This window comes from Burkholderia ubonensis (genome assembly GCF_902833085.1).
Classification (GTDB): domain Bacteria; phylum Pseudomonadota; class Gammaproteobacteria; order Burkholderiales; family Burkholderiaceae; genus Burkholderia; species Burkholderia ubonensis.
The window spans coordinates 744,020-756,242 of record NZ_CADFEB010000003.1 but is presented as its reverse complement, the minus strand read 5'-3'; the positions used below and the strand labels follow the sequence as shown (position 1 = coordinate 756,242).

Below are 12,223 nucleotides of genomic sequence, written 5' to 3'. Positions count from 1 at the left end.
AAAAATGCTTGATCCGAAACGATTGCGTTCCTTCGTTACGGTGGCTGAGGAACTGCATTTCGGTCGCGCGGCCGAGCGGCTTCATATCGCACAGCCACCTTTGACCCGGCAAATCAGCTTGCTTGAAACCGAACTGGGGTTCCAGCTCTTCGCGCGTACCAGCAGAAAAGTCATGCTGACGCCGGCAGGACTTCAATTCCTTCCGTACGCCCGAAGCGTGGTTGAATTCCATCTGCGCGCGACGGAGTTTGCGCGAAGACTTGCCGAGGGCATGCCGGTGCCCGTCACGTTCGGCTATTCGCCGTCCATATGTCTGGAAGATCGATTCACGGCCTCGATCAGAGCAGTCGGCGAAGAATTCCCGGGCGTCAAATGGACTTTCGTCGAACTGCCTTCAAAAGCGTTAAACGAAGCGGTGGCGAACGGCCGAATCGATGTCGCCGTTTCGCGCATCCGGCCGCCGCAGGATGCGCGCGGCATCGTGCTCGAAAACCGGATCAGCGAGCGCCTCGTCGTTGCGTTGCCGGAGAACGATGCGCTGTGCAAGCGGGCGAGCGTCTCCCCGGATAGCCTTCAAGACAAGCACATCATTCTTTCAGCCGCCGGTGCGGCGTCCGGGTTGAACGCACAACTTCATACGCTCTTTGACTGCTGGAACGTCAGGGCGCGGCTCGGCCCGACGGCTCCGCATCTGGCGTCGGTGCTCGCGCTGGTCGCGGCCAACCTCGGCATCGCGCTCGTTCCCGAATCCGCGGCCGCTTCGCCAAGGCTGGGCGTGCAATACCGTCCGCTCGAAGGTGAAAGCGGGTATCTCGACGCCTACGTTGTTCGCAAGGAAGAGAAATTGTCCGGCGCGGCCGAATGGTTGCTGCAAGCGATCGCCGGCTATTTTGGATCGGGGCAGTTCGCCGTTGTCCAACCGGATGAAGAAGCGGAGTTGGCTGGCGAAAGAGTGTGCGAGTAAGCGGGCGGTCAGGGCATCACGTGCGCGGGACGCGGGTTGCCGGCAATGCGATACGCTCGTCCAGGAACCGGTCCCGGCGCAGGTGACCGACAAGGGCATCGCTGCCGCCGGCTTGCCCGTCCAGGCGCTCGCCAACAAGTCCAATCGAGGACAACCGGGGCAAAACGAGAATGCGTCCGATTGGAGCCGGCCCGGCAAGGGCAGTTCGCGGGCTCGTTCTGCGCCGGGCATCGCGCCGCCGCCGCCATGAACATGTTTCGCTCGATCAATATGCCGAGCAGGTACGCATCATTCATCCGCAGCGCATCGAGCATGCCGCGCGATGCGGTATCGAACCGTATCGCCATTCTTGTCGCTATTCGCCAAATCGCCGCTCGTTGCGACTCCTTCGAGAGGCATCGTTTATTTCCCGCTTGAGTTCGCGAGCTTCGATTCTGATCTAAAAAAGACGAAAGTCGCGACAATCACCCTCGTAAAAACACGAGTCTAATCTCAAAAAAGGTATCGATACCGACGAATTTGGTATTGGTATTGCGTATGTCGGCGCTGGTATAAATGGTGCGACCCTCCAGGTGACGGCAATGAAGTTTCGCCGTAATGGTTGATATTGATTCCATATTGGAGGCGACCTGATTTATCGCGTTCGCGAGGTGGAGCAGCGCGCGATATCGGAATGATTCTGTCAGACGTGCGACCGGCCTGGATAAGGTCCGTTTGACGGTGAATGGTTGCGTGGTCAAAGAATGACAAGGCAGAGATGTTTGGATTGGAAAACTGCCGAGATGACGTTCCGAATGAAAGTGCGTTATCAAACATGGAGACCTGAGAGAATGCGCTTACACCCGCTGGGTGAGAGTTTAGCGGCGTCGTCGCCGGACTATGACGCAAAATGCGTTTTCAACGCACTCGTCTCGCTGGATGAGTCGCCTGACTCTCGGGAAATGGCACGCTATACCGTTCGTGCGGAATTGGACAGGGCCCGCATGTCCGGTACGGGCAGCATCGATCTGGACGTCACGATGTCCAGGCCGGCTGAGTGGCCGGCCGCCATCATCGAGCAGCGTTTGCGCGACGAAGAGAAAGTCAGCCGCTTGCTCGAAGGCGTCGACGACGCGGCACGCAAGATGATCTTGTGGCAGCATGCTCCCGCCGCGCTAACCGAGGGCAGCTGGATTCAGTTCGCCTTTTGTCCGGCGAGGTCCCACACGAACGTGAGCGCGATACTCCTGCGTGCACATCAGGAGTACGTCGGGTATGGAAATCAGAGCCGACACTTGGGAGGCCAGTTTCTCGACGCGCTGCGCGCGCTCGATATCACGGTCCCGGACGTCTCGACGTGGTCGTTCGCCAGTTCGCCCAATATCGATCCTGACGCGTGGCGGGGACCTGCTTTTGCGCTGGCGTTATCGGAATACCCGACGCACTATTTGCCGGAGCTGCTGGGCTACAACCTGTATCGGGCCGTATACGGGCTGTGCCCGTCGGTCGCCAACGCCTATCTGGGATTATCGAAGCAGCAGGCGGCGAGCAGATATTTCGATTTCCACAGCTCGGACACCCGCAGCAAATGGCTGGCAGGGCTCGCGGTCGACGCAATCGATGCCTATCTTGAAGAGCTGCGAGCCAGCTCGAGCGATACTCAAACGACGTTGGAACGCATTAAAACAGGCGTGAACGTCGGGGTATTGCTGGGTCGGCATTGGTTGAACATGATCACGGCGCTGAAAGACGGCGACGCGTTTACTGCTCGGGGCCGAATGCTGAGCCTGGTCCGGCGAAAGAGCATCGATGCGTTCGGATACCACCATCATTCGAGGCTGCGCGGGAAATCCGTCGACGACTATCTCGATCCCGAGGCGCCCCAGGCGGAGGGCTTGCTGGACGCGCTCGCGAAGTCCCCCTATGTCCGGCCCGGAAATTCGGCGGCCAGTCCGCTATTGACCCATCTCGTGCGGTTTGGCGGCCCGATGTTTCGGATTTTCACGCCGACCGAACTCGAGGATATCGCCCGGTGGATCGACAGTCTTCCAGCGGCGGCCGCAACGGAAGTGCAAGCGACCGTCGCTCGCGATCCGGTGCATGACGACCAGCGCTTGGCACACGGACCGCGCGCAGCGAAAGGCGGCGAAGGTGCGCGTCTCGCTTCTCGAATGAGCGTGTCCGAGCGTCTGCCCTTGCGCGAGCTTTATCATCGCCTCGTCAATATTGAGGAATATGGCGACGTGCTGGGCGCTGCGCATCGCTTCACATCGGAATGGCTGATGCGGTCGCGCGCGGGATTGACCGGCGACGATCGGAGAATCCCCTTTCTCGAGTATTCGCACGCGCGTCTCGAGCAGTGGTTGAGCGACAAACATCGGGAACAGGTCGAATCATACAGCGGCGACGAGGGGGCGCCGGTTCCTTCGCAGGAAGATGTCATTCAACAGTCGGTGCAACTGTGTCCGATGGTGCTGGTCGACGGCGCATGGCTTCAACGATTCTCGTCGGTGGCGCTGAGTGGAAGCCATATCGGTTCGCTTCTGTATCACGTCTACGCGGACGAACTCGGCAACGGCAGCGTGAAAGAGAATCACCCGAACGTCTATCGCGAACTCATGGCGCAAATGAAAGTCGATTTGCCGCCGTTCGGGTCGGCGGCTTTTGCGTACTGGAGTGGCTTCGATGACGAGTCATTCAAGGTTCCGGCGTTCTGGCTGTCGATTTCCCGTTTTCCGAGGGAATTTCTTCCAGAGCTCCTGGGCGTCAACCTTGCAATGGAGTTGTCGGGAGTCGGCGGTACATACCGCCAGGGCCGCGACATGTTGCGCCACTATGGCTACAGCTCCGCCTTCGTGGATTTGCACAACACGATCGATAACGTTTCGACCGGGCACACGGCGATGGCGTTGCGGGCCGTGTCGGTTCATCTCGATGAAATCGCCGCGAGAGGCAACCGGGAAGACGTGAACCGGGAATGGCTGCGCGTCTGGACCGGTTATCGGGCGCTGAAACCGCCTTCGGGCCTGAAGAGCCGGGTCTCCCTTCTCGGGAGCGTCATCGCGCAATCGATCTCGGGGATCGCAAAACGGCCGATCCATGCCGCGAGAGAATACCGGCTCGCCCCGTATGTCCGGTCCAGTTCCGAAGCAGACAACCACGTGGGAGCACCATGAAAAGTCGCGCGATTCTCGGCATATCCGCCTACTACCACGACAGTGCCGCGGCGCTGATAAAAGATGGAGTCATCGTCGCCGCAGCTCAGGAGGAGCGTTTTACACGCAAAAAGCAAGATAGCCGCTTTCCGGAAAACGCGATTCAATATTGTTTGCGGGAAGCCGGCCTGCGCCTCGATCAGCTCGAATCGGTCATCTTCTATGACAAGCCGCTTGCGAAATTCGACCGGCTCCTGAAGACCTATCTCGCGTTCGCGCCGAAAGGTTTTGCGTCGTTCGCCGAAGCGATGCCGTCGTGGATGCGCGACAAACTTCATGTCAAGTCGTCCTTGTACGCCGAACTCGCGAAATTCGGCGGACTCTCGTTGAGCGAACTTCCTCCGCTGCTGTTTTCCGAACATCATCTTTCTCATGCCGCATCGGCTTTTTACCCGAGTCCTTTTCGCAGCGCCGCGGTCTTGTGCCTTGATGGCGTGGGAGAGTGGGCGACGACGAGCGCCTGGCTAGGGAAAGATACATCGATCACGCCGCTGTGGCAGATCGATTTCCCGCACTCTCTGGGGCTGCTCTATTCCGCGTTCACCTATTTTTGCGGCTTCAAGGTGGACTCCGGCGAATACAAGGTGATGGGGCTTGCACCTTATGGCGTACCGCGATACCGGGACGTGATCCTTTCCACGCTGATGGATCTCAAGGACGACGGTACGTTTCGCCTGGATATGTCGTATTTCAACTATGCGACCGGTCTCACGATGACCAACGAGAAATTCGCTGCGCTCTTCGGCGGGGCGAGGCGCGAACCCGAGACGGAGTTGACTCAAAGGGAAATGGATCTGGCCGCCTCGGTTCAAGCCGTCACGGAAGAGGTGGTGCTTCGTCTCGCCAGAACGATTCATCGTGAAACCGGAGAGCGGAATCTTTGCCTCGCCGGCGGCGTGGCGCTCAACTGCGTTGCCAATGGCCGGTTATTGCGCGAGGGTCCGTTCGACGATGTATGGATCCAGCCCGCGGCGGGCGATGCCGGCGGGGCGCTGGGCGCAGCGCTCGTTGCATACCATGCGGACACGACGAGTTCCCGGCATGCCGACGGACGCAACGACGCCATGTTCGGCGCCTATCTCGGGCCCGCCTATACGGACGAGGAAGTGATCGCTTATCTCGACTCGGTCGGCGCCCCGTACTACCGGATGGATGAAGCGCATCTTGCCGAGTATGTTGCCGAACTGCTGGCCGAGGAGAAAGTGATCGGCTGGTTCCAGGGGCGCATGGAATTCGGTCCTCGCGCGCTTGGAAGCCGCTCGATCATCGGGGATCCGCGCAGCACCAAAATGCAAAGCACGATGAACCTGAAGATCAAGTATCGCGAGTCGTTTCGTCCGTTCGCGCCTTCGATATTGGCAGAACACGTGTCGGAATGGTTCCTGCAAGACCGCGCCAGCCCGTACATGCTGATCGTGGCGCCGGTGCTCGACGCACATCGATTACCCGTCGACGAAAATTACGGGAAGCTTTTCGGGATCGCCAAGCTGAACGTACCGCGATCCACCGTGCCGGCGATCACGCACGTCGACTTCTCGGCGCGTGTGCAAACCGTGCATGCGCAAACCAATCCGCGATTCCACAGGCTGCTGACGCACTTCTATGAACGGTCGGGTTGCCCGATGGTGGTCAACAGCTCGTTCAACGTGCGCGGCGAACCCATCGTCGAGTCGCCGGCCGACGCGTACCGCTGTTTTATGCGGACTGAAATGGACTGCCTGGTATTGGGCAACTGCGTATTGCTGAAAGAGCAGCAACCGGCCCAGGAGCGGGACACGGCATGGAAAGAGGAATTCGCGCTCGATTGATGAAACCAAGGAGCTTCGTATATGGCTGAACTGAAGGAAGTGGCGTGGCGTGTCGGGGTGGCACTGGTTTTCTTTGCAATCGTATCTCCGATCGCTTTGCTCGTGCGCCTGTTCCATGACCCGGTTGCAATGAAATGGGATCGCAAGGCGTCGACATACCGCGTCCAGGCAAAGAAGAACTATCGTCCAAATTTTTCGCGCGCTTCGTAGAAGGGCGTTATAGGCGATCGAAGATCGCCAGTGAGGAGCGGCATGTCCGGCGCGATGAAACGGTGGGCTGACGATCGGTACGCACTCGTTCCGCAGATGGTGGAATACGATCGCCTCATGGCGCCATCTCGACTGAGATGGCACCCGCACGTGATGTTCTTTCATCCGGAAAACTATCTATCCGAGGTGGTCAGCACGGATCGATGGGGGTTTCGGTACGGCAGCGGACGCAATGGAGAAGCGGAGATTTCCCTCGGCGACCTGCGTGGCGTCTCGGAGGTGAACCTGCTCGTCGGTGGCTCGGTTACCTTTGGTCTCGGCTGCACGCGAGACAGTCTGACGATCAGCTCGCGATTGACCGCTCTGGAATCGGGCGGGGCGCCATGGCTGAATTTCGGCGGGCGTGGCTTCACGTCCGCGCAAGAGCTGGTCGCATTCTTGCTGCTGCGTGACGAATTGCCTGCGGTACGGAACGTCGTGCTTTTGAGCGGACTCAACAACCTGGTGCTCGCTGATCCGGCTACGCGTCTGCGCAGCCCATTCGGTGAATTCTTCTTCTCCGAGGATTTCTATCGGGCGATGGAGGATGTGAAGAACGGATACAAGCCGAAGCAGGGCCTCTGGAAGAAACTGGCGCGGCATGAAGGCGCCGGCACGGCGCCTCCGGCCACCGCGAGTGACGCGCGTGGAGACAGGGATCGACATGAGATCGCCATTGCCGGGATCGAGCGCGACGTCCAGCATTGGGCGGCGATTTGCCAGGCACAGGGCATATCGCTGTTCTATGCCCTTCAACCATTCGCAACGTGGCCAGATCGGATTCTGCACGAGAGCGAGGCGACGCTTTTCGATTTGCTCGACAAGATGGCAGGAGGGCAATCGAATGCGACAGCCGAGATCGGCGACAAGGCGGTGGGTGCGCGATTCCGGCGCGCCGTACGAGAAATGTGCGACGGACTGACGGTGCCGTTCGTCGACGTCACGGAAGCCATCGAGCGCGATGCATGTCAGGGCAAGTGGCTGTTTGTGGATCGTGCACATCTGACCGACGACGGCTGCGCGGTCGTTGCCGAGCTGATCGATGCGCTTGTCGTTGCCAAATCGCAACCGCGTCATGCGGGAGCGCTTCTTCAATATGGCCATTAGGAGGTTATATGAATACCCGGAGTCAGAAGCAACCGACCGTTCGTCAGGCCGCACCGGCGCGCACTGGCGCGGTGCAGCGTCAATCGCTATGGGAAACCGTGGTCGCCAAGCTGTTTCGGCGAAAGAAGAAGAATGAAAAGACCATTTATCCGCTGTTTTGACCGGGCCTGAGGCAGGGAACGGCGGGAACCGTCGAACCACGCTTCCCGCTGTCCCGTCACGCAGACCCGATAGCGTGTACGTAGCGGCCGTCTAATCATTCCAGGATCCCTATGAACGGTATTGAGCTTGAACACGGATTCGCATTTGCAGTGGTTTCAAAGGCAGGACAAACGCCGTTTGACGCGATTGTGACGGGAAGCCGGGCGATTGCGCTTGCCGATGTCGTGCATGACGTGGAGTATCGGAAAACCGGCAGCGCGGCTGGTATCTTCGACGACTGGGATGCATTGTCGGCAACTGTCCTCGACGCGCATCGATCCGGCTTCAAGGGCATCGATGAGCGGCATTGGATCGATCTGTCGGACTTGCAGTTTCATGCGCCGTTGTTGCCGCGCGCGCAAATTTACTGCTCTTCCGCGAATTATCGCAAGCAGCTGGTCGAATTGATTATCTCGCGCGGCGGTGATCCCGAAATAGACGTGTTGCCGATATCGGAACGACGACCGACTGCCGAGCGAATGGTTGAAAAACGATCGCGCCAGGGCGAGCCGTATTTCTTTCTCCGGCCTAACTCGGGGTTGGCCGCGCCATACGCGGATATCGCGGTACCGGATACCGAGCATCAGATGGACTGGGAAGTGGAGCTTGGTGTCGTCATCGGACGCAGGACGAGAAACGTCAAGCGCGATCAGGCGCTTTCGCACGTAGCGGGTTATACGATCCTCAATGACCTGACGGATCGAAGCAAGATATACCGCAAGGATTTCCCCGGCGCCGACTGGTTGCGGGGGAAAGGGATGCCGGCGTCCATGCCGGCCGGCCCGGTCATCGTCCCTGCGTGCTGTGTGTCCGATGTGGGCGCGCTGCGCCTCCGGCTCTGGGTGGACGGCGAGCTCATGCAGAGCGAGCTGGTGAGCGACATGATCATCGACATCCCGCGGCAGATCGAATATTTGTCGGCGCGGTGCGAATTGCTTCCCGGAGACGTCATTGCGACGGGTACACCTGCCGGCACAGGCGCGGAGCGAGGCACGTTTCTGCGTCCTGGAAATGTCCTGAAGGCCCAGATAGACGGCCTCGGATTTCAGCTCAATCGAATTGTGTGAATCCTGCGTGCGAGGTGGCTGCACGAGTCGCGCGAACGCCACAAGGCACGCAACGATGCGGGGGAGGGGGCATGCTAACGCTGGGTCATTGCCCTGCAAGCTGGGCACTCAAGGGTATTACGTACTTTGACCACGAAACGCGTCGATTCGAAGTCGGCGATATTGAAATCGATGGCCAATGGATCACGAGCGTCGGCGCGCCAGGGTCGTCGAAGATCGAGTACGCAATCGATGGCCGCGACTACGCGTGCACACCCGGTCTGATACTCGCGCAAACCGATCTGCCGACGATCCAGCGAGGGTCGGAGCGATTGTTGCGAGCAGGCGTCACGACTGCCGGTGCGACTTGCCGGACTGCGAGCGAATGCATTCTGACGGCGAGTCAGACACAGGTTCAGTTGGTCCTGCGCCTGGTTCTGAATTCACCTGGCCGCGAGTGGAACGGGGAAGAGATTCTGGATGGACGAGACGCGCGCATTTTCAGTCGGATTGCGAGCCTGGCAAAGCTCAATCGCGTGCGCGTCGCCCCGGCGATTCACTGCTCGTCGGTTTTGTCTGCATCTGAACTCGTCTATGCGCAGAAGTTCGCGGCGGCCATCGGTCAAGGTCTCTGCGTGGTCTTGTCGGAGAGCCCGGAAGCAGCCCAAGCATTTCGCGAGCGATTCTTCTGCAGCGAAATACAACTGCTTTCATTTTTGCGGCTGATCGAGCCGGGTACGACGGTATCGGGACTGTCGCAAGTCACCCCCAGGGATCTCGACACGCTGAGGCGATCGGGCGCCGACGTCGTCGGCCTTCAGGATGCGATGAGAATGCACCGGCGCCGCAAGCGCTTGCCGGCATCCACGTGCTCGGGCGCACGGCGTGAGCCCTTCTCGCAACGCAAACCCGAGATGCGTCTCGGCGATGGTTCGTTTGCGACCGATCTGACGACGGCCGGTCCGTTCATCGAATCTGCGTTGGTCGACGCGGACGCCGGTGTGGACGATGCGACGATTCGGGCGGCTGCCACGCTGGGCGTGTCGCAATACTGCGGCCGCATTGCGCCGGGGATGCAAGCGGACCTATGCCTCTTCGACCTGCACGACCTGGAACGCCAGGGGCCATGCAGCGCGGCTTTCCTGCAGCTGTTCGAACATCGCGAACCTCGGTTTGTGTTCGTTGCGGGACAGCTCGCGACAGGCGCGTCGTCGACCATCTCCGATCGCGCGTCTTGGGAAATACCACAAAGGAGCAACGAAATTGCGCACTTGGCATGAAGGAAAGAGAGCGTGCGTCGGACCTGGCCCTCGGCATATCGGACGACGTGCAGAGGCGGCAGCGGAAACGGTTGAATACGATTGCATCGAACGGAGGCACGGGTGACAGGCGATTTCGACAGTGAGTTCCGGTCGGTTTTCACGGGCGATACGCTCGGGATCGCCGCGAAGCGGCGCGTCATCGACGATCCGTACATCCATCGGCTACAGCGTCGGCACTTCATTCTGTTCGACGTGTTGCCGTTTTTCGGCACGCTCGCCGCGCTTGCGTGGCTTTTCGCGCGGCCAATCGGCTGGCCGGAACTCGTCGCGTTCCTCACGATGTGGACGTTCTCGGGGCTCGGAATCTCGTCCGGCTATCACCGGCTGTTCGCGCACAAGTCGTATACCGCGACGCGCGGCACGCGGATCGCACTCGCGATCGCAGGCTCGATGGCCGGGCAGGGCGGCCTGATCTCCTGGGTCGCGATGCATCGCCGGCATCACGAGCGCGGCGACCAGGAAGGAGACATGCATTCGCCGAACCTTCATGGTCCGGGTTGGCGCGGCAAGCTGCGCGGCTTCCTGCACGCACACTTCACATGGATGATCGCGCATCCGTATCCGAACGTCGTCCACTATGCGCCGGACCTCGTTCGCGATTCCGCGATGAGCTATGTGAGCCGCCATTACTATCGGTGGGTTGTGCTGGGCTTCATCACGCCCGCAGTGTTTTGCGCGCTCGTGGAGTGGTCGTGGACGGGCTTGGCAAGCGGCTTTCTTTGGGGCGGAATGGTGCGGATGTTCGTGCTCGAGCAAGGGATCTGGTCACTGAACTCGTTCTGCCATCTGGTCGGCAAGCGCTCGTTCGCCACGCGCGACCAGAGCCGCAACATCGGTTGGCTTGCACCGTTCATCTTCGGTGAATCGTGGCATCACAACCATCACGCGTTCCCCGGCTCCGCATCATTTGGCCTCCGCTGGTATCGTGTCGACCCGGGCTACTGGTTCATCCGTGTGCTCGGCTTGCTCGGGCTCGCGAAGGAAATCAAGGTGCCGGCGCGCGAGCAGGTCGAGATGCGAGTAATGCGGACCTGAGGTAAGTCGATCACGCAATCATGACCGTCGAGAGATGCAGATTCCGAGCATGGCAGTTCGTATTCCTACTCACATTGGGGAAAATAGATGAACGCAGTCACGTCTTCGAGCACGCGTGAACAAGACGCGCAGGCCATTTTCGAATGGTGTGCGAAGTACATAGGCCAAATTCTGAATCTCGAACCGGAGCGAATCGTGCAGACAGATTCGCTCGACGTGCTCGGCCTCGATTCTGCGACCGCGACGTCCATGGTGATCGAACTCGAGAACCGATTCGGTGTGGACGTGCCGATCGCAATGGTGTTCGCGGAACCGACGCTCGGCGACATCGCGCACAGGATCGCCGAGCGGATGGCCGACGCCGCATGTGAGCGAGGCGTCGCATGAGTGCGCATGAGACGGTGGACTACGGCGGGTCCGCGCGGGCGGTCCAGTACCACTACGACATTGGCCGCGAATTCTACGGGCTATGGCTCGATTCGACGATGGCGTACTCGTGTGCGCAGTGGGCGGACGACGATCCGGCGTCCGCCGAACCGCTCGAATCTGCACAGCGACGCAAATTCGCGTTCCACCTGGGGCAGTCACGCGCAACACGGGCGAGACGCGTGCTCGATATCGGCTGCGGTTGGGGCGGACTCATGCAGTGTGCGGCCGCGTTGCCGGACGTCGAACGAGTGGTCGGGCTTACGTTGTCGGACGATCAGGCCGACTATGTGAGCGGCCTGAAATTGCCGAACGCACATGTGCGGCTCGAAAGCTGGGTCGATCATGCGCCGGACGAACGCTACGGCGCAATCGTGTCGATCGGCGCGTTCGAGCACTTCGCGAAACCGGAGGACAGCATTGCCGACAAGATCGCGGTTTATCGCGACTTCTTCGTGCGCTGCCGGGACTGGCTCGAACCCGGCGGCCGTCTGTCCCTGCAAACCATCGCATACGGCAGCATGCGCCGCGATGAGGCAAGTGAGTTCATCAACAACGAGATCTTCCCGGCCGCAGATCTGCCGACGTTCGCGGAAATCGCGCAGGCTGCAGACGGCGTGCTCGAGATCGTCGAGACGTACAACCACCGGCTGCACTACGCGCGGACGATGGAGGCGTGGGCGCGCAACTTGCGCAAGCGGCGCGACGAGGCGGTCTCGCTCGTCGGCGAGGCGGTTGTCGGACGTTACGAGCGCTATCTGACGCAGTCCGCGATGGGGTTCTACATGGGGAAGATCGGCCTGCTGCGCATCGCGTTCAGGCCGATCACCACGAACTGGCGCCATAGCGCGACGCCATGAGCTTGCGCGGC

Annotated in this window: 12 protein-coding genes; all 12 read left to right on the top strand. The window is 60.2% G+C overall.

Annotation, left to right across the window (positions count from 1 at the left end; translation table 11 throughout):
• Positions 1-4 precede the first annotated feature (4 nt).
• Positions 5-964, top strand: a complete 960-nt coding sequence (locus tag HWX31_RS10770; protein ID WP_059657182.1) for a LysR family transcriptional regulator — start codon at positions 5-7, stop codon at positions 962-964.
• Positions 965-1,144: 180 nt separating this feature from the next.
• The gene (locus tag HWX31_RS10765; RefSeq protein WP_059673617.1) at positions 1,145-1,381 is read left to right on the top strand and encodes a hypothetical protein; all 237 of its coding nucleotides are present in this window, start codon (positions 1,145-1,147) and stop codon (positions 1,379-1,381) included.
• Between the two features lie 524 nt (positions 1,382-1,905).
• Complete coding sequence (locus HWX31_RS10760; RefSeq protein ID WP_174961505.1) at positions 1,906-4,119, top strand: iron-containing redox enzyme family protein; 2,214 nt, start codon at positions 1,906-1,908, stop codon at positions 4,117-4,119.
• Positions 4,116-5,966: a carbamoyltransferase family protein gene (locus HWX31_RS10755; RefSeq protein WP_174961503.1), complete on the top strand. Its 1,851-nt coding sequence runs from the start codon at positions 4,116-4,118 to the stop codon at positions 5,964-5,966. The genes HWX31_RS10760 and HWX31_RS10755 overlap by 4 nt, the downstream gene beginning before the upstream one ends.
• A 21-nt stretch (positions 5,967-5,987) precedes the next feature.
• A complete protein-coding gene (locus tag HWX31_RS10750) occupies positions 5,988-6,176 on the top strand; it encodes a hypothetical protein (RefSeq protein WP_174961501.1) in 189 nt (62 codons plus the stop codon).
• A 42-nt stretch (positions 6,177-6,218) separates the two neighbouring features.
• Positions 6,219-7,322 carry a hypothetical protein gene (locus tag HWX31_RS10745; RefSeq protein WP_174961499.1) on the top strand — a complete coding sequence of 368 codons (1,104 nt, stop codon included), beginning with the start codon at positions 6,219-6,221 and terminating at the stop codon, positions 7,320-7,322.
• Between the two features lie 8 nt (positions 7,323-7,330).
• Positions 7,331-7,483 (top strand): hypothetical protein, encoded by a 153-nt coding sequence (locus HWX31_RS10740; RefSeq protein ID WP_155122764.1) that lies wholly within the window; start codon positions 7,331-7,333, stop codon positions 7,481-7,483.
• Positions 7,484-7,594: 111 nt separating this feature from the next.
• Positions 7,595-8,590: a fumarylacetoacetate hydrolase family protein gene (locus tag HWX31_RS10735; protein WP_174961497.1), complete on the top strand. Its 996-nt coding sequence runs from the start codon at positions 7,595-7,597 to the stop codon at positions 8,588-8,590.
• Between the two features lie 71 nt (positions 8,591-8,661).
• The gene (locus tag HWX31_RS10730; protein WP_174961495.1) at positions 8,662-9,849 is read left to right on the top strand and encodes an amidohydrolase family protein; all 1,188 of its coding nucleotides are present in this window, start codon (positions 8,662-8,664) and stop codon (positions 9,847-9,849) included.
• A gap of 102 nt (positions 9,850-9,951) precedes the next feature.
• The gene (locus HWX31_RS10725) at positions 9,952-10,926 is read left to right on the top strand and encodes an acyl-CoA desaturase (RefSeq protein ID WP_059775249.1); all 975 of its coding nucleotides are present in this window, start codon (positions 9,952-9,954) and stop codon (positions 10,924-10,926) included.
• Positions 10,927-11,013: 87 nt separating this feature from the next.
• Positions 11,014-11,313 (top strand): acyl carrier protein, encoded by a 300-nt coding sequence (locus HWX31_RS10720; RefSeq protein ID WP_059609973.1) that lies wholly within the window; start codon positions 11,014-11,016, stop codon positions 11,311-11,313.
• Entirely contained in the window at positions 11,310-12,212 is a 903-nt protein-coding gene (locus tag HWX31_RS10715; RefSeq protein WP_059609972.1) for an SAM-dependent methyltransferase, read from the top strand. Before HWX31_RS10720 ends, HWX31_RS10715 begins: the two co-directional genes overlap by 4 nt.
• Positions 12,213-12,223 lie beyond the last annotated feature (11 nt).